Here is a 19,070-nt window from a genome sequence, read left to right as displayed (position 1 = left end):
ACTTTGCTTAGCCGCGCGCTAAGCAAAGTGGGTTGAATTACGACAGAGAATGAAAACGGGTGGCTATCGCTCATGGACAGGAATCGGCAAGTGAATAAAGTTGTACATTTCTTACTGACATTACTGGTCATGTTTGCAGCGTCGATCGCGCCTGCGCAGGCGCTATTGAAGGGCGGAACCTGGCAAGAGCTGAACTCGACGACCGGCGCGGTTAACGGCACCGCGCCGCTGGCCGACGGGGCCATTATCCCCCTGTATCAGGGCAGTACGTTGCTTGACCCGAGCAAAACCCACGATATTGAATTCAGCGCCATGCCGCGCGATTTTAGCGCGGATGCTACCTCAACCTCGATGCAGGCGGTCAATTCCACTGATACCGAAGGCGATCTCTTTAGCGATCCGCCCACCATCGCCTGGGAAAACCGCCAGCCGCCCGCCATGGGTCTGGTATGGGCCGATGCCGCCACGCCCGATACGCCGCTCTCGCCGCAGCCGGTTCCGAACCTGACCTTTTGCGCCCAAAACCTCGCCGGGCGACAGCTGGTGGCCTGGGCGCAGGTGGAAGATGAAACCAACGTTCCCGCGCTGTGGCTCTTTACGAATACCGGGGTGCCGAATTATGCGACCATTCCGCTGTTAAGCCCGAAAGTGACGCTCAACATTAAACCGGCCACTGACACGCCGGTTACGGTCAGCGGCGATCACGTTGATTCGGCTTTTGAGGCATCAAAAGTGAAGGTAGGGGAGAGCATCACCCTCACCATCACCACCAAAGCGTGCGACGGCACGCCTGCGATCAATGCGCCGTTTGTGATCCGTCGCGAGGATGCAATAAACCGCCAGGGTGTGGTCAACAATGCCAACCCGGTTCGCGTTGGCGATACCGAACTTACGACCACCCAAACGGAATATCGCGGCGTCACTGACGCCAACGGCAACGCCACGGTGGTGGTCACCCAGAAGGAAGGCCCCGGCGTCAAAACGCCGCTGGTTGTCAGCTCGGTCAACTTCCCGGCGCTTACGGCTGAAACCGCCGTCATTTTCACCACTATCACCAGTCCGGACAGCGATAAGGCCAGTATGTACGGCCATATGGTGAAGAGCACCACCGCGACGCTGAACGGTATAACCTACACCTTCACCCGCCCGAAGCTGGCGGCGGAAGCGAGCGGCGCTGACAAAAGCGTCGTCGATACCAACGAAACCTGGGCGCTGTTCGACTGGAACGGCGCCGATAACCATTGCAATATTCTGCCGGACGCCGAACAACTGGTGCAGATGCGACATGAGCACAGCACGCTGGCAACGTACACCGGCTGGCCGGCGACGGACGATGCCGAATACTGGTCGTCGACCAAAGATCAGATGAGCGGCTACCACGCTGCCGTACATATGAACAGCGCGTCGGTTGCCAGGGCCGCCGACAGCGACACGCTGCTGGTCAGCTGTGTGGATAAAGCCCAGCCTGCGGCGCACCCGCAGATTACTCTCTCCCCACAAGGGCCGTATAAAGCGCAGGTGGGGGACGAGATCGATCTGACGATGACTGTAGTCGACCGGGACACGCAAAAACCGCTGCCTTACCGTTATATGGAGCTGTTTATCGACCCGGCGACAAACCGCAAAGGGGAGCATCAGGACGCGTGGGATAACCAGCGGGTCACCGTCGATTCCGAAGGCATGAGAGCCTCGTCGCCGGAGCACTATACCGGCGTGACTGACGTTAACGGCCAGGCGCATCTGACGTTAAAACACGACAGCGGTATGGGGGTCGAAACGCCTATCCGCATCGTGATGCCGGACGACGAAGGCGGCAACGTCGAGCTGCCCTTTAGCGTGATTTTCACCGTGGTCACCAGCCCGGACGTGGACGGCGCCAACATGTGGGGCCATATGCGCGGCGTGGTGGATGCGGGCAACCTGTACAAACGTCCGCTGCTGGCGGTGGAGGCCAGCCATAAAGACGGCCAGTTCGACGAAAACAACGAACAGTGGGCGACATTTAACTCCGTGGCATCGGCCACCGCGCAGTGCGGTGTCGGCCAGGTGCCGGATCAGTCGTCGCTGGCGCATTTGTACAGCGAACATGCGGGCGGGCAGATGGAAAGCGAACACGGCTGGCCGACCGAAGATTATTACATCGCCGCCGACAGCGACGCCTCCGGGACGGTACACGTCAACCTCGAAAACGGCGATAGCGGCAAATTTACCGATACGCCGAACTACCTGACCTGCTCGGCCAACGAAATGGTGGCGGTGCTGGACGTCTATTTCAACGACGACCCGGCGACTAAAAACGCCGATATGAGCGCCAAAGTGGGTGAACAGATTAAGCTGAACATCCATTCGCGCAACGCTCTTAACGGCATGGCGATCGCCAATACCGACTTCACCGTCACCATGGCGAACGGCAGGCGGCGCGACGGGCTGACGACCGGTTTTACCGATACCAGCAACGGCGAGATGCAGTTTGACGGCGTCGGCTACGTTGCCGGACAGGTTTATCAGGGGATCACCGACGCCAACGGCGATGCGACCATTATCCTCACCCAGGATAAGGGCGTGGGGTTGCTGACACAGTTAAGCATCGTGCCCATCCATTCATACATCAATACGCCGGTTTCCCGCAGCGTGAAGTTTACCGTCGCCACCAGCCCGGATACGGCAAAAGCCAAAATGTGGGGCCATATGGCCGACACAATTACCGTGGGTGACTGGACCTTTGAGCGGCCCAAACTGGCGGGTGAAGTGAGCAACCCGCTGCGTACCCAGGACGAGAGCAATGAGACCTGGACGCGAGTGGCCCACACCGACGCGGCGAGCAACCCGGATGCGGGCGGCTGCGCGGCGAACCGCCTGCCGCGCATCGACCAGCTTGAGGCGCTGTACAACGCCAACAGTGGCGGCAAAATTAACGGCATTCAGGGCTGGCCAGTCTATCTTAACTACTGGTCGTCCACCTACCAGAGCGCCACCACCTGGAAACTGATTGCGCTGGCGAACGGCAGTGAATTTGCCAACAGCAACGTCTCCATTTATGCCAGCTGCCTGGCCAGCGACAACCCGGTACCAGCCGCCATCACCATTGAACCGGTCGATCCATCGCTGTGGTACGACGGCAGCGACGTCCACGCGGTCAAAGTGAAAAAGGGCGATAGCCTACAACTCAAGGTGACGGTGAAGGACGCCAGCGGCAACCCGATCCCGGAAGCGCCGTTTGTGCTCACCCGCGGCGACGGTTACGATCGCCGTGGCGAAAAGTATACCGCCCAGGACGGTGACGATCTGCAAGGCATCGTGACGCCCGTGGTGATCGACGGCGAATCGCTGGCCTGGACCACCACTAAAATGGGGTCGCAGACCGGCCCTGACGGCACCCGCATTATTAGTGTTACCCGCCCGGACACCCACGGCACCCGCACCGCGATTAACGCGACGCTGTATGAAAATGCCGCCGTGAGCGCCAGCATTGACACCATCTTTACCGTCGTCACCAGCCCGGATGTCAGCGTCGCCCGCATGTGGGGGCATATGGCGCCATCGCTGACGGCGGCAGATGGCGCGGTGTACCAGCGCCCGCTGTTGTACGCTGAGCTGGCCAGTACGGACAATACTACGTCTAAGCAAGAAACCAACGAAACCTGGGCGATTTTTCATGGGCCAGCCAATACAGGGGCAAATCCGGCCCGCTGCGCGGCGGGCTATTACCCTGCCGTTGAGGCGCTGGATTCGCTCTACAGCAAATACCCGAACCGAACGATAAATACTGCCCAGGGCTGGCCGGTCTACTATTCTTACTGGAGCGGATCGAACTCGACGTCATTTTCCAGCGGGGCAAAAGTTGACTTCTATTACGTAGTCGATCTGGCTGATGGTTCGCGTCGGTCAGAAAACAGCTCGCCCAACTCTGTCTGGCAGTACCAAATTTGCGCCAGGACGCCGATACCGCAGGCCACGCAGATCACCCTCACCTCCCCGCAGGCGATGGATGACGCTATTCAGGCGGTGAAGGCGAAAAACAGCGAGTCGATCCCGCTGCTCATCACCACTACCGATGCGATGGGCAACCCGATGCCTTATACGGCTTTTTCGCTTAAACGCGACGCCGGGACGCCGCGCAACACTGACTATAATAAATTTGTAGCCACTAACGGCACCAACATGACGGTGACGCCGCTAGCCGGTGCGCAGCAACAGTTTTACTATGCCACATCGGCTCTGACCGGCACCACCGGCGCGGACGGTACGCTGACTCTGACACTTGCCGAACCCGGCGGCATAGGGTTGAAAAACCTGCTGACCGCGAGTCTGTACGATACGCCGACGGCGACCTCATCGCTGCCGGTGGTGTTCACTGTCCTCACCAGCCCGGACAGCGACAAGGCCAACATGTACGGCCATATGCCGGAGACCTTCACCGCCAGCAACGGTGCGGAGTTTAAGCGCCCGCTGGTGGTAGGCGAGCCTTCATCGGAGGCGCACACGGATAAATATTTCGAAACCAATGAATACTGGGTCATGGTGAATAATTTTAATACCGGTAATTACGGTGGGTGTCGGATGAATCAGATGGCTGCGATAGATGATTTCACGGCGCTGTACAAGGATCACCCAGGCGGCAAGGTGGCGACCGATATTGGATTGCCCGTCGGGAAGCGGTGGTGGGCGGGCGATAGCCTGCTGAAAGGCTCAACCCTTTACTGGCAGTATAAAGATCTCAAGACGGGGAAAGACTACAGCATGTCGGAAAACCCGGGTAACTACTACTTACAACTCTGCCTGACAACATCGCGCAGCGGGCTGAATATCGCGCTCTCTTCCGACGCATGGAACGCCGATAAATCAGCGGCCGTGGCGAAAAAAGGCGAAACGATACCGATGACGGTAACGGTGACTAACGACGACGGGCAGCCGCAGGCCGGGGTGGCCGTACTGTTGACGCGTGGATACGCTTATTCGCGCGGTGCGGTGGATAAGCAATACATTGATCCCGGCGTGATTGGCGAGCCGGTTCCGTTTACAACTTCGCCAGCGAATATGATGCTGACGCCGGTTGCACCTGCGGCGGGTGCGGCAGTGGCGTTTAATAACCAGAATGGCCTCAGCACAAAATGGTCTGGCTTCACTGGCGATGACGGTAAGTTGCGGTTTACGTTAACTCAGGATAAATCGTCGGGGTTAAAAACGTCTGTCACGGCGGCGCTTGCGAATCAATTTGATGAGGCGGCGAGCGTGGATGCAATCTTTACGGTACAAACCAGCCCGGATACGCCGTATGCGTCATACTGGGGTCATATGCCGGATACCGTGCAGGTGAACGGCGTTACGCTGCGCCGCCCGTATCTGAAAGCCGAGCTCTCTGCCATGCCCCAGTATACCTGGCTGATGACTAACGAATACTGGGCGTCGAACTATTATTATCAGTCCGAGCACGTTGAAACATCGCTGACACATCTTTGCGGATCGCAGGAAAATATGGCCTCGCTGGACGATCTGAAAGCGTTGCAGAGCGTTATCGGCACGTTGCAATGGCCGACGACATCGTCCTGGGATTATGTGTCGCAAGATGAAGGTCAAAGCAATAAGGTCTACTGTTCATTTAACGAAACGACCGGCCAGACAACCTGTAATCGTGAAAAATCGACGACCTCGGGCTTAGGCTCGTGCCGGGTGCCGTAGTGAATGGGGCCGGGAGCGCCTTTGAATGTTGGGTGACGCATTGCGTCGCCCAACCTGGGTATCCCTTGCGGCTGGCGTTGTTCCGGTAGCGATGCATTTTTACGTTTTTGTATTCACGGAATGAACTGCAACGAAATGGACCTTTCTCAGGTACGTCAGTGAAATCGAAAAAGTGTGTCGGTTTTTTATTCTGGCTGCTGCTATGCGCCCTCAGTTTAACGCCTTTCTTCGCGCAGGCCGTGCGAAGCAGCGGCGCATGGCAGGAACTCACTGAGCAAACTGCGGCTATTAACGGCACTCCGCCGCAGGCCGACAGTGTAACGATCCCGGTATATCAGGGTAGCGTTCAGTTGCGATCTGATGCGGCGAATCCTGTAGCTCGTTAGGCTGGCCGACGCAGGGCTATCCCTGTTTATCTAAATCAACCTCGAGCGGCGGCATGTATTGCGGCGTGGATGAGAATACCAGGCAACAAAACTGCGCCATTAAGCCGGCAAGCACAGCAGGTTATGCGACGTGTGTGGAGTAACGTATTACGCGTCTGGCGCTACCTATATACTCTAAATAATTCGAGTTGCAGGAAGGCGGCAAGCGAGCGAATCCCCGGGAGCTTACTAAAGTAAGTGACTGGGGTGAGGGAACGCAGCCGCAGCACATGCAACTTGAAGTATGACGAGTATATTTAAAATAACGCCAGGTGTCGCATGATAATTACCCCTTTTTGCCTCGCGCATCTATTTATCTCAATATATGAAATCATTAAATGATATTCACAATATAAATATATATAAAAGAGATGGATATATTTATATCAATTATAAATTAATCAAAAATTGACCTGGTATTGAAATGGGCCTTGAAATTGGTTAATAATTTGGCTTTGATAATATATTGTTACAGGTGATTGCAATCATTCATAAAACCATATTTTTATCATTTATTATTTATCTCATTTATATACACCATTTAAAAGCTATTTACAGCCAATCAAAATCCAGTTTGCTTCGTGAACGTTATTAAAAGGAAATTTAAAAATTGAACAGGACCTACAGTATTGTCTGGAGCGCCGTGCGAAATATGTATGTTGTGGCTTCAGAACTGGCGCGAGGCCACAGCAAAGTTAAAGCGCAAGTATGCGCGAGTGAAACCCATTCCCCAAATAAAAAGTCCGAATATGGACAAATAACAAAAGCTACGCGAGCGGCGCTGGCTTGCGCCGTGGCTGCGGCGCTCGGATTTTTCAGCCCGCTGGCCATGGCCGACAATCAGGTATCATATGCTGATGCACAGACCCACGTTCTGGATAAGTCAACGCCGCCGATGGCCTATTCGGGAGTTGAGGATGGCGCGGCACTCTATGTCTCGGGTGTCGCCACCGTCGGCTGGCAGCCCACTACGGTCACAGGGACGGGGCTCGTCATTGAAACGACCGGGGGCGGGGCAAATGCTCCGGATGGCGGTAAGTACGTTTCCAAAGCCATTTCGATAGATCATTACGCCATCCTTGATCTTACCGACACGGAGATAACCACTGATAGTATTTATTCTCTGGGTATTTCCGCAGCGGATGGCAGCAAACTGACGTTAACGGACAGTACGCTAAAGATTGACGGCAATTACGGCATAATGACGCTGTATACGGGGTCAGAAGCAACGCTGGACGGCACCATCGTTGAGGCAGCTAACAGCAGCAGCGCGCAGGTGCAACAAGGCAGTACGCTGAACGTGCTGGACGGTAGCACAATCACCCTGGCGCAAGGCCAGATAAACGTTGTTGCCGGTACCGACGCGGCAAATGCGGGTTCCACCCTGAACCTGTCTGATAGCTCGGTCAGCTCTACAGGTACGAAGGACACCATTCAGGGCAGCAATAAGGCCGATCTTAATCTCACCAACGCGACCATAACGCATACCAACGCCAGCGGCGCGGCGGTGCGGGCCAACAACGCCACCACCCTGGATATTTCAGGCGGCAACATTACCTCTGCCGGTACGGGCGTGTATATTCTGGCGTCGGACGCCAGGATCAACGACGTCACCATTAACGCCGACAGCGATGGCATCTTTATCACCAGCAAAAGAAAACTTGACGGGTATGAGGATCTCAACGCGCTGACAATAAGCAACAGCGTGATTAACGCCGACACGGACAAAACAGGGCAGGGGATCGCGCTGCACATAGACGCCGATACCACGATTAACGGTCCTATTGTGGTGACCGACAGCACATTTGAAGCGCCGGAAGTGATCAAGCTGGGCAGCAAAGCGACTATTCAGGCCGAAAAAACGATGCTGACCGGCAACATTGTCCAGACTGACATGTCATCGTCATCTCTCTCTTTAAGCCAGGGGTCCACGTTAACCGGTAGTGTAGATGCGATGTTTACTACGCTGTCGCTCGACGACACCAGCCAGTGGAACATGACCGACCCGTCAACCGTCGGCAACCTGACCAACGACGGCGGCATTACGCTGGGCAACGCGAGCGGTTCGACAGGTACGCTGCTGACGGTGGATAATACCCTGACCTTGCAGGACGGCAGCCAGATAAACGCGACGCTGGATACCGCCAACAGCTCGCCAATTATCAAAGCCGCCAACGTCACGCTGGACGGGACGCTGAACCTTAGCTCAACGGCCACCTTTGTCGCGCCCGAAACCGACGAACACTTTGGATCGGTCACGCTGATTGATTCGCAAACTGCGATCACTACCGATTTTGACAGCGTAACGCTGGATGCCGACACCTCTGCTATGCCGGATTACCTTACGATCAACGCGGGCGTTGATGCGAATGATAATACCAACTACGAGTTGTCTACGGGTTTGAGTTGGTACGCGGGCGCAAATTCTGCGCGCGCTGCGCATGGCACTTTTACCGTTGATGCAGACAGTACCTTTACCGTCACCAGCGAACTAGACGAAACCACGGCTACCTCCGACTGGGATGGCAGCAAGCTAACCAAACAGGGCGACGGCACGCTGATCCTCAGCAACACCGGCAACGACTACGGCGACACTGAAATTGACGGCGGTATTCTGGCCGCCAAAGACGCCGCCTCGCTCGGCACTGGCGATGTGACGATTGCAGAAAACGCAAAGCTTGCGCTGAGCCAGGGCACGCTGGATAACAACGTGACCGGCGAGGGCCAAATTGTCAAAAGCGGTAGCGATGAGCTGATCGTGACCGGCGATAACAATTACTCCGGCGGCACCACTATTTCCGGCGGTACGCTGACGGTTGACCATGCGGATTCGTTAGGCAGCGGCGATATCGACAACAGCGGCGTGCTTAAGGTGGGCGAGGGCGAGCTGGAAAATACGCTTTCCGGCAGCGGCTCGCTGGTGAAAACCGGTACGGGCGAGCTGACGTTAAGCGGCGATAACAGTTACTCCGGTGGCACCACCATTGACGACGGTGTGCTGATTGCTGCCAACGTTAACGCGCTGGGCGGCGGTGATGTCTATAACGCGGGTACGCTGAAGCTGGACGCGGAGGGCGAATTCAACCTTGCGAATGTCACGACCCAGTCTGGAGCAACGACTGAGCTGGCCAAAGGTACGACGCTCAACGTCGACTCGCTGACTCAGCAAGCCGATAGTACGCTGAATATTGACCTCAGTAAGGCCAACGGTGAAAGCGCCATTATCGCCGACAGCGTCACGCTGGGCGGCACTCTGAATGTTACCGGCATCGGCAGCGTTACAGACAGCTGGACGCCTGAGGCATACACCTACACGCTGATTGACAGCGACAGCGCCATTACGAGTGATTTCGACAATCTGACCGTCGCGGGAATGAATAGAGAAGATGTTGACTTCCTGACTATCGACGGAAAAGTCGATGAAACGGACAACACCAACTATGATCTGACGGCCTCCCTCTCCTGGTATGCGGACAGAGACAACGCCACTACCGACGCCCACGGCACCTTTACCCTGAGCGACCCTGACGGCAGCTTTAACGTTGCGGCTACACTGACAGACGTTGATGACACGCTGGATCCGGGTAGCAGATGGGACGGTAAATCGCTGACCAAAGAAGGCGCAGGCACGCTGATCCTCTCCGGCGACAACGACTACAGCGGCGGCACCACCATCAATGAGGGTACGCTGGTCGCCGCCAGTACGACGGCGCTGGGCACCGGTCTGGTAGACAATAACGCCACGCTGGTGCTGGACGCAGACGGTGAAGTCAGCGCGGTGGGCGGCATCACCACTCATAGCGGCGCGACGACCCAACTGGCGCTTGGCACCTCGTTGGATCTCGGCGACAGCGCGTTAATTCAGCAAGATGGCAGTACGCTGAACGTTGAGCTGAATAGTGACTCAGTGCAACCGCTGATCACCGGCGGCAGCGCCACGCTTGGCGGCGATTTGGTCGTCAGCGACGCCAGCCTGCAAGCGCGCGCCTCCGATGCGGAGTTCCAGTCCTTTAAACTGATGGATATGGACAGCGATATCAGCGGCGACTTTACCAGCCTGACGATGAACCTCACTGACCAGCCGGACTATCTGACCGTAACCGGGACAATCAATCCTGAAGATGCGTCAGAATATTTGCTTACCGAAGGGCTGAGCTGGAATGCGACCGCCACGTCAGCGACGCCAGCACACGGCACGTTTACTCTGGGCGCAGGCGACAGTTTTGAAGTCACCAGCGTACTGGGCGATAAAACCAGCAACGGCGACTGGGACGGTAAATCGCTGACCAAACTGGGCGCGGGTAAATTGACGCTGAGCGGCGCGAACACCTATAGCGGCGATACCAACGTACAGGAAGGCACGCTATGGCTGTCCGGAGACGGTACGATTGGCGAAATGGGCAGCCAGCAGGCAGTAAACGTTGCCTCCGGGGCGACCTTCGGCGGCAGCAACGGTACGACCGTTAACGGTAAGGTGACCAATGAAGGGACGCTGGTCTTTGGCGACAGCGAGGAGACAGGCGCTATCTTCACCCTCAATGGCGATCTGATCAACTTGGGGACAATGACCAGCGGTAGCAGCTCCAGCACGCCTGGCAATACGCTTTATGTTGATGGCAATTACACCGGCAACGGCGGCTCGCTTTACCTGAATACCGTCCTGGGCGACGATGATTCGGCGACCGATAAGCTGGTGATTACCGGCGATGCCTCCGGCACCACCGATCTGTACATCAACGGCATCGGCGATGGAGCACAGACCACTAACGGTATTGAAGTGGTGGATGTTGGCGGCGTATCGACCAGCGATGCGTTTGTGTTAAAAAATGAAGTTAACGCTAGTCTGTATACCTACCGTCTGTACTGGAATGAAAGTGACAACGACTGGTATCTGGCGTCAAAAGCACAGTCTGATGATGACGACAGCGGCGGTGATGACACGCCTTCGGATGGCGGTGACGATGGCGGTAATGTCACGCCTCCGGACGACGACGGCGACGGCGGTGATGTCACGCCTCCGGACGATGGCGGCGATGGCGGCGATGTCGCACCGCAGTACCGTGCGGATATCGGCGCGTACATGGGCAACCAGTGGATGGCGCGCAACCTGCAAATGCAGACCCTCTATGACCGCGAGGGCAGCCAGTATCGTAATGCCGATGGCAGCGTATGGGCGCGCTTCAAAGCGGGTAAAGCGGAATCCGAGGCTGTCAGCGGCAATATCGATATGGACAGCAACTACTCCCAGTTCCAGTTAGGCGGCGACATTCTGGCCTGGGGTAACGGCCAGCAGAGCGTTACCGTTGGCGTCATGGCGAGCTACATCAACGCCGATACCGACAGCACCGGTAACCGTGGCGCAGACGGTAGCCAGTTCACCAGCAGCGCCAACGTAGACGGCTACAACCTCGGCATCTATGCCACCTGGTTTGCCGATGCCCAAACGCATAGCGGTGCGTATGTCGACAGCTGGTACCAATATGGTTTCTACAACAACAGCGTAGAGAGCGGTGATGCGGGATCTGAATCTTATGATTCAACCGCTAACGCCGTCTCGCTGGAAACTGGTTATCGCTACGATATTGCGCTTAGCAACGGCAATACTGTCAGTCTGACGCCGCAGGCGCAGGTTGTCTGGCAGAATTACTCAGCGGATAGCGTGAAGGATAACTACGGCACCCGGATCGATGGTCAGGATGGCGACAGTTGGACAACGCGCCTGGGTCTGCGTGTTGACGGCAAGCTGTACAAAGGCAGCCGTACGGTTATCCAGCCGTTTGCTGAAGCTAACTGGCTGCACACCAGCGATGATGTGTCGGTATCGTTTGATGATGCCACGGTAAAACAGGATCTTCCGGCTAACCGTGCGGAGCTGAAAGTGGGTCTGCAGGCAGATATCGATAAGCAGTGGAGCGTTCGCGCTCAGGTTGCCGGGCAGACTGGCAGCAATGACTTTGGCGATCTGAACGGTAGCCTCAATCTGCGCTATAACTGGTAAGCTAGACAAAACCGGGCGGGCGTTCCCTGCCCGGTTTTGAGGCGAATGACAAACCGGTTGATCGTCGAATTGTGGTTACACCTTATCCGACGTGGCGCGTAGGTTGGCTGAGGCGAAGTCGAAACCCAACATCGCGCTGCAAAGGGTGGGGGAGCGTTGGATTACGTGCCCGGCGTGACGGATTTGACTTCACTTTCAAGCCAGCCGTCCTCCAGTCGCGTAGTCATAATATCGCCTGCTTTGACCTGTTTGATCTTTTTCAGCACCTTGCCGTTCGTTGTCGTCGAAACCGTATAGCCGCGCGCCAGCGTGGCTAACGGGCTGACCGCTTCCAGATGCGTGACCGCGTTGCCGAAACGCTCGCGCTGTTCGCTTAACCGTGAGCGGATATTCTCCGTCAGACGATATTCCAGCTGTTGGATGCGCGACTGCGCGCGGTGAATGCGCGGCTGCGGATTTTGCTGGCTCAGGCGTTGACTTACGCGCTGTTGGCGCTGAGTGGCCTGCTTAATCCTGGCCTCAAGCGCAAATCCCATCCGTTGGCGTAGACGTTCCAGCGCGGTTTGCTGACGGGCCAGACGCAGTTGCGGATGTTGCTGTTGCAGACGGTGAAAAATCTGCGTGAAACGGCGGCTGCGGTTGGCGAGGTAGTAGTCCATCGCCATGCCCAGACGCTGTTGGGCGGATTGAATCTGGCGCAACAACTCCTGCTGGTTGCGGCTGACAATTTCTGCAGCTGCTGATGGCGTCGGCGCGCGCAGGTCGGCGACAAAATCAGCTATCGTGACGTCCGTTTCGTGACCGACGGCGCTGACCACCGGAATACGGCTGGCAAAAATCGCCCGCGCCACGCGTTCGTCGTTAAAACTCCACAAATCTTCCAGCGAACCGCCGCCGCGCCCGACGATCAGTACATCACATTCGCCGCGCGCGTTCGCCAGTTCGATAGCACGAACGATCTGCCCCGGCGCGTTGTCGCCCTGGACCGCCGTCGGGTAGATAATTACGGGCAGGGATGGGTCACGACGCTTTAGCACGTGGAGAATATCGTGCAGCGCCGCGCCGGTTTTCGAGGTGATCACCCCCACGCAGTGGGCCGGGGAGGGCAACGGCTGTTTATGCTGCTGATCGAACAAGCCTTCGGCCTGGAGTTTGGCTTTTAGCTGCTCATATTTCTGCTGCAACAAGCCTTCGCCCGCGGGCTGCATACTTTCGGCGATGATTTGATAATCGCCGCGCGGCTCGTACAGCGTAATGTTGGCGCGTACCAGCACCTGCTGCCCGTGCTGCGGACGGAACGTCACCCGGCGGTTGCTGTTACGGAACATCGCACAGCGCACCTGAGCGGTATCGTCTTTGAGCGTAAAGTACCAGTGGCCCGACGCAGGCTGCGTGAAATTAGAAATCTCGCCGCTGATCCATACCTGTCCCATCTCCTGTTCTAACAGCAGACGAACCGTCTGGTTAAGGTGGCTTACGGTAAAAATTGAGGAAGTTTGAGAGGATAACATGTGAGCGGGATCAAATTCTAAATCAGCAGGTTATTCAATCAATAGTAACCTGCTCACGGGGGATCGCAAGCACTATTTGCAAAAAAATGTAGATGCAACCGATTACGTTCTGTATAATGCCGCGGCAATATTTATTAACCTCCCAGGTGAGATATTGCCCATGCTACGTATCGCTAAAGAAGCCCTGACGTTTGACGACGTCCTCCTTGTTCCCGCTCACTCCACCGTTTTGCCGAATACTGCCGATCTCAGCACGCAGTTGACGAAAACCATTCGTCTGAATATTCCTATGCTTTCTGCGGCGATGGACACCGTGACGGAAGCGCGCCTGGCAATTGCCCTGGCCCAGGAAGGCGGCATTGGTTTTATCCACAAAAACATGTCCATTGAGCGCCAGGCGGAAGAAGTTCGCCGCGTGAAGAAACACGAGTCCGGCGTAGTGACCGACCCGCAGACCGTCCTGCCAACCACCACGTTGCATGAAGTGAAAGCCCTGACCGAGCGTAACGGTTTTGCGGGCTATCCGGTGGTGACTGAAGATAACGAACTGGTGGGTATCATCACCGGTCGTGACGTGCGTTTTGTGACTGACCTGAACCAGCCGGTTAGCGTTTACATGACGCCGAAAGAGCGTCTGGTGACCGTTCGTGAAGGCGAAGCCCGTGAAGTCGTGCTGGCAAAAATGCACGAAAAACGCGTAGAAAAAGCGCTGGTCGTTGATGATAACTTCCATCTGCTTGGCATGATTACCGTAAAAGATTTCCAGAAAGCGGAACGTAAACCAAACTCCTGTAAAGATGAGCAGGGCCGTTTACGTGTCGGCGCGGCGGTCGGCGCAGGCGCGGGCAACGAAGAGCGCGTTGACGCGCTGGTGGCGGCAGGCGTTGACGTACTGCTGATCGACTCTTCTCACGGTCATTCAGAAGGCGTGTTGCAACGTATCCGTGAGACGCGCGCTAAATATCCTGACCTGCAAATCATCGGCGGCAACGTCGCCACTGGCGCAGGCGCTCGCGCACTGGCGGAAGCCGGTTGCAGCGCGGTGAAAGTGGGTATCGGCCCTGGCTCTATCTGTACGACTCGTATCGTGACTGGCGTGGGCGTTCCGCAGATCACCGCTGTTTCCGACGCGGTAGAAGCGCTGGAAGGCACCGGAATTCCGGTTATCGCTGACGGCGGTATCCGTTTCTCCGGCGATATCGCCAAAGCCATCGCCGCAGGCGCGAGCGCGGTAATGGTGGGCTCTATGCTGGCCGGTACCGAAGAATCCCCGGGCGAAATCGAACTCTACCAGGGCCGTTCGTACAAATCCTACCGCGGGATGGGCTCGCTGGGCGCGATGTCCAAAGGTTCCTCCGACCGTTACTTCCAGAGCGACAACGCCGCCGACAAACTGGTGCCGGAAGGTATCGAAGGCCGCGTAGCCTATAAAGGTCGCCTGAAAGAGATCATTCACCAGCAGATGGGCGGCCTGCGCTCCTGTATGGGGCTGACCGGTTGTGCTACCATCGACGAACTGCGTACTAAAGCGGAGTTTGTGCGTATCAGCGGTGCGGGTATCCAGGAAAGCCACGTTCACGACGTGACCATCACCAAAGAGTCCCCGAACTACCGTCTGGGCTCCTGATTTTCTTCGCCCGACCTTCGCGTCGGGCGATTTATTTAATCTGTTTCATTTGCCTCGGAATAAGCGTCAATGACGGAAAACATTCATAAGCATCGCATCCTCATTCTGGACTTCGGTTCTCAGTACACTCAACTGGTTGCGCGCCGCGTGCGTGAGCTGGGTGTTTACTGCGAACTGTGGGCGTGGGATGTGACAGAAGCACAAATTCGTGACTTCAACCCAAGCGGCATTATTCTTTCCGGCGGCCCGGAAAGCACCACCGAAGAAAACAGCCCGCGCGCGCCGCAGTATGTCTTTGAAGCAGGCGTGCCGGTATTTGGCGTCTGCTACGGGATGCAGACCATGGCGATGCAGCTTGGCGGTCATGTAGAAGGTTCTAATGAGCGTGAATTTGGTTACGCGCAGGTCGAAGTGCTGACCGACAGCGCGCTGGTTCGCGGTATTGAAGATTCCCTGACCGCCGACGGCAAACCGCTGCTGGACGTGTGGATGAGCCATGGCGATAAAGTGACGGCGATTCCGTCCGACTTCGTGACCGTCGCCAGCACCGAAAGCTGCCCGTTCGCCATTATGGCCAACGAAGAAAAACGCTTCTACGGCGTACAGTTCCACCCGGAAGTGACTCACACCCGCCAGGGTATGCGCATGCTGGAGCGTTTTGTGCGTGATATCTGCCAGTGTGAAGCGCTGTGGACGCCGGCGAAGATCATCGACGACGCCGTGGCGCGCATTCGCGAGCAGGTAGGCGACGATAAAGTGATCCTCGGTCTCTCCGGCGGTGTGGATTCTTCCGTCACCGCAATGCTGCTGCACCGCGCCATCGGTAAAAATCTGACCTGTGTTTTCGTCGACAACGGCCTGTTGCGCCTGAACGAAGCCGAGCAGGTGATGGACATGTTTGGCGACCATTTTGGCCTGAATATCGTTCACGTACCGGCGGAAGAGCGCTTCCTGTCCGCGCTGGCTGGTGAGAACGATCCGGAAGCCAAGCGTAAGATCATCGGTCGCGTTTTCGTTGAAGTGTTCGACGAAGAAGCGCTCAAACTGGAAGACGTGAAATGGCTGGCGCAGGGCACCATCTATCCTGACGTTATCGAATCTGCGGCGTCTGCAACCGGTAAAGCGCACGTCATCAAATCTCACCACAATGTCGGCGGCCTGCCGAAAGAGATGAAGATGGGGCTGGTTGAACCGCTGAAAGAGCTGTTCAAAGACGAAGTGCGTAAGATTGGTCTGGAGCTGGGCCTGCCGTACGACATGCTGTATCGCCATCCGTTCCCGGGGCCGGGCCTCGGCGTGCGCGTACTGGGCGAAGTGAAGAAAGAGTACTGCGACCTGCTGCGTCGCGCGGACGCTATCTTCATTGAAGAGCTGCGCAAAGCGGATCTATACGACAAAGTCAGTCAGGCGTTTACCGTGTTCCTGCCGGTCCGTTCCGTAGGCGTCATGGGCGATGGTCGCAAGTACGATTGGGTGGTCTCTCTGCGTGCCGTCGAAACCATCGACTTTATGACCGCGCACTGGGCGCACCTGCCGTATGACTTCCTCGGTCGTGTTTCCAACCGCATCATCAATGAAGTCAACGGGATTTCCCGTGTGGTGTATGACATCAGCGGTAAACCACCGGCTACCATTGAGTGGGAATAAGCCGATAACCCTTCCTGTGTTTTCATGAACAGGTAAAGGTGAATTTAACCCTCTGTTTTTGCAGAGGGTTTTTGTTTATGTGCATAGATGAGTTTTCTGTGTAGCGCACAGCTCCTGACGGCAAATTTGACGTAATTACGAACCCACGAAGGTTGGCTGTATCTTGCCGTGGTCGTTAATTTGTTCTCGCGCAAAGTTATCGGTTGGTCAATGCAACCACGAATGACAAAAGATATTGTCCTGAATGCGCTTCTGATGGCCGTGTGGCGACGTCATCCCCAAAAACAGGTGCTGGTTCAGTCTGATCAGGATAGTCAGTACACCCGCTATGAATGGCTGAAATTGCACGGACTGGAGGGCAGTATGAGCCGTCGTGGCAACTGTCATGACAATGCGGTTGCAGAAAGCTTTTTCCAGCTACTGAAGCGTGAACGGATAAAGAAAAAGATCTACCAACGACTCAGAAGTGTCCAGGTTATCCGTGGCGACTCAGCCCAAATAAGGGGTATTTAAAATATAGTAACTTATTCTTCAACTATATAACCAACGTCCAGCTTTAGCACTTTCAACGAGCATACCAACCGTTAGTGGTTTACGCGGATCAGGCTCTTTACTTCCAAAGTACTCTGGATTCAGATAGTTGAGTATGTCAAATCCTTCTGAATCTACATTCCAACGCTTGAAGTACTCTTGTAGAAGTTCTTCACTATCTTCAAAAACGAGTTTTAGATCATCCTTAATACTGATATCAAGCGTGATGGTTCGCTTTGGCCCACAGAGAAAGTACTTTTTAGTGTTATATTCCTGATCGATAAAATCGATAATTTCTTTCTCAATATCTCTCATTAGAAGTACGTCCACTGAATGCGATCTTTAGGAACCGCCACACGATTAAATGTATCTTTAATATCACGCTGGATATCATAAATCGTAGTGAATGTCATAACCCAACCGAGCCAGGGTACATTACGAACAACGAAACGACCTAAATTATTCGTTGAGCTTAGCTGTAATGAGTTGATGGTTTTGCCTGTCAACGTTGGTAATCTGATCCCAGGTGGCAGTTTATAGTTCAACCAATTACTGATGTACTTAGAAGCAATTGATGTTACTGGAGTTGTCCCACGAGGTTTCCCCCTCGTAGGTAGAATTGGTTGCCCTGAGATAACCAGTGCAGCATCAACCACTGAGATCCCCAGATGCTCGCTCACAACGGCGATGGTGATAGCCCACCATAGTTGTTGTGGTGTCAGGTTGGATAACCCGCCGTAGAAGTAGGTACCATTCAATGGTTCAGTAGTGTCCATTTACTCACCCCTTCTAACCATGACCAACAATTATACAACACCTAATCTCTTTGTTCTAACTAATAATTACGGGGTAGTAAGCGATTCACCTCTTTGAAAAAAAAGATCATCGGGGTTGTTTTGCAGTACATGATAGGGGCACGCTGAAGGCTATCGGGTTTTGTATTCGGTCGAGGGAATCTTAGTAACCGCGCATGTGATCTTATCACCCAGGCAGGATATCCCGCGGTTGCTCTTTAAGCGTCTGATCATGGCCTGAACCCATTGAGTGGGTTGTCTTTTTGCGTTAACGCTAAAGCTTCTTTTTCTTGCGCGGGCTTTTTAACGGATAACAGCTTAACGTTGTCCCGGTGTGGTGACAGAAAGCGATGACTGTTGCGCTTCTTTTTTATCCTGATGGTGCTGCCAGGCGCCGATAGAAGAGTAGACGAAACGTCCAAAGAAGAAGAGAAAACTGATAAGCAGTACGATACGGGTCATGCGAGTGTTAAATCGATGTCGTTTTCGCATACTGTTGGCCTGACTCACAAAGGGTTCCTTAACGTTGGCCCAGCGGTATGGGCGGGATCAGGCTGGGTTCTTCAAGGGTATTATCAAGGCGAAGAACGTAACAAGCCTGCGTTCACTCTACATTAAGGCATACTGCGAACCGATGGTCAATTCCTCTTAATGTAAAATTGCGTCAGTTGATTTATCTTATATTGTTATGGAAGATAATTTTAGTATTTACATTAATAATAAATTAATGATAACAAAGAATAAAAAGGCGAATAAAGGCTGCAGGAGAAAGGTAATAATTGACTTAAATCAAATGTTACTTTTGTTTAATAATTACAATCGATGACTATCGTGTGATGTATATCGCATCATCAATTT

General features: G+C 55.0%; 9 protein-coding genes and 3 pseudogenes. 8 read left to right on the top strand and 4 right to left on the bottom strand.

The window, feature by feature from the left end; all coding sequences use genetic code 11:
* Positions 1-72 precede the first annotated feature (72 nt).
* The 3 genes and pseudogenes from ratA to shdA all read left to right on the top strand — a co-directional run bounded on the left by ratA (position 73) and on the right by shdA (position 12,102).
* Complete coding sequence (gene ratA, locus NBA72_RS17395; protein WP_072035823.1) at positions 73-5,679, top strand: DUF823/DUF824 repeat adhesin RatA; 5,607 nt, start codon at positions 73-75, stop codon at positions 5,677-5,679.
* Between the two features lie 158 nt (positions 5,680-5,837).
* Positions 5,838-6,056: pseudogene (locus NBA72_RS17390) on the top strand (hypothetical protein); the annotation flags it as partial.
* A 658-nt stretch (positions 6,057-6,714) separates the two neighbouring features.
* Entirely contained in the window at positions 6,715-12,102 is a 5,388-nt protein-coding gene (gene shdA / locus NBA72_RS17385) for a fibronectin-binding autotransporter adhesin ShdA (RefSeq protein ID WP_072035824.1), read from the top strand.
* A gap of 161 nt (positions 12,103-12,263) precedes the next feature.
* Here shdA and xseA read toward each other — a convergent pair whose 3' ends face one another.
* Positions 12,264-13,613, bottom strand: a complete 1,350-nt coding sequence (gene xseA / locus NBA72_RS17380; protein WP_439005018.1) for an exodeoxyribonuclease VII large subunit — start codon at positions 13,611-13,613, stop codon at positions 12,264-12,266.
* A 160-nt stretch (positions 13,614-13,773) separates the two neighbouring features.
* Here xseA and guaB point away from each other — a divergent pair, with 160 nt between their 5' ends.
* The 3 genes and pseudogenes from guaB to NBA72_RS17365 form a co-directional block, all read left to right on the top strand.
* Positions 13,774-15,240 (top strand): IMP dehydrogenase, encoded by a 1,467-nt coding sequence (gene guaB, locus NBA72_RS17375; RefSeq protein ID WP_000944174.1) that lies wholly within the window; start codon positions 13,774-13,776, stop codon positions 15,238-15,240.
* A 69-nt stretch (positions 15,241-15,309) separates the two neighbouring features.
* Entirely contained in the window at positions 15,310-16,887 is a 1,578-nt protein-coding gene (gene guaA / locus NBA72_RS17370; protein WP_000138296.1) for a glutamine-hydrolyzing GMP synthase, read from the top strand.
* Positions 16,888-17,022: 135 nt separating this feature from the next.
* Positions 17,023-17,340: pseudogene (locus tag NBA72_RS17365) on the top strand (DDE-type integrase/transposase/recombinase); the annotation flags it as partial.
* A 78-nt stretch (positions 17,341-17,418) separates the two neighbouring features.
* On the opposite strand, the gene NBA72_RS17360 reads toward NBA72_RS17365, so the two are convergent.
* A complete protein-coding gene (locus tag NBA72_RS17360; RefSeq protein WP_077905271.1) occupies positions 17,419-17,748 on the bottom strand; it encodes a DUF1493 family protein in 330 nt (109 codons plus the stop codon).
* Complete coding sequence (locus NBA72_RS17355; RefSeq protein ID WP_000381627.1) at positions 17,733-18,194, bottom strand: STM2901 family protein; 462 nt, start codon at positions 18,192-18,194, stop codon at positions 17,733-17,735. Before NBA72_RS17355 ends, NBA72_RS17360 begins: the two co-directional genes overlap by 16 nt.
* 139 nt (positions 18,195-18,333) lie before the next feature.
* On the opposite strand from NBA72_RS17355, the pseudogene NBA72_RS17350 reads away from it, so the two are divergent.
* A pseudogene (locus NBA72_RS17350) lies at positions 18,334-18,453 on the top strand (hypothetical protein); the annotation flags it as partial.
* Positions 18,454-18,530: 77 nt separating this feature from the next.
* On the opposite strand, the gene NBA72_RS17345 reads toward NBA72_RS17350, so the two are convergent.
* Positions 18,531-18,722 (bottom strand): YfgG family protein, encoded by a 192-nt coding sequence (locus tag NBA72_RS17345; protein WP_000075924.1) that lies wholly within the window; start codon positions 18,720-18,722, stop codon positions 18,531-18,533.
* A gap of 178 nt (positions 18,723-18,900) precedes the next feature.
* On the opposite strand from NBA72_RS17345, the gene NBA72_RS17340 reads away from it, so the two are divergent.
* Positions 18,901-19,038 carry a hypothetical protein gene (locus NBA72_RS17340; protein ID WP_001540598.1) on the top strand — a complete coding sequence of 46 codons (138 nt, stop codon included), beginning with the start codon at positions 18,901-18,903 and terminating at the stop codon, positions 19,036-19,038.
* Positions 19,039-19,070 lie beyond the last annotated feature (32 nt).

Source organism: Salmonella sp. NW1250, from assembly GCF_051812965.1.
In the GTDB taxonomy this organism is placed as follows: Bacteria; Pseudomonadota; Gammaproteobacteria; order Enterobacterales; family Enterobacteriaceae; genus Salmonella; species Salmonella enterica.
The sequence above is the reverse complement of the archived record's forward strand: the minus strand, read 5'-3'. Positions and strand labels throughout refer to the sequence as shown.

Coding starts and splice junctions, on each gene's coding strand:
- guaB (WP_000944174.1), top strand. CDS start 13,774: ATGCTACGTATCGCTAAAGAAGCCCTGACGTTTGACGACGTCCTCCTT.
- guaA (WP_000138296.1), top strand. CDS start 15,310: ATGACGGAAAACATTCATAAGCATCGCATCCTCATTCTGGACTTCGGT.
- ratA (WP_072035823.1), top strand. CDS start 73: ATGGACAGGAATCGGCAAGTGAATAAAGTTGTACATTTCTTACTGACA.
- NBA72_RS17340 (WP_001540598.1), top strand. CDS start 18,901: ATGGAAGATAATTTTAGTATTTACATTAATAATAAATTAATGATAACA.
- NBA72_RS17355 (WP_000381627.1), bottom strand. CDS start 18,194: ATGGACACTACTGAACCATTGAATGGTACCTACTTCTACGGCGGGTTA.
- xseA (WP_439005018.1), bottom strand. CDS start 13,613: ATGTTATCCTCTCAAACTTCCTCAATTTTTACCGTAAGCCACCTTAAC.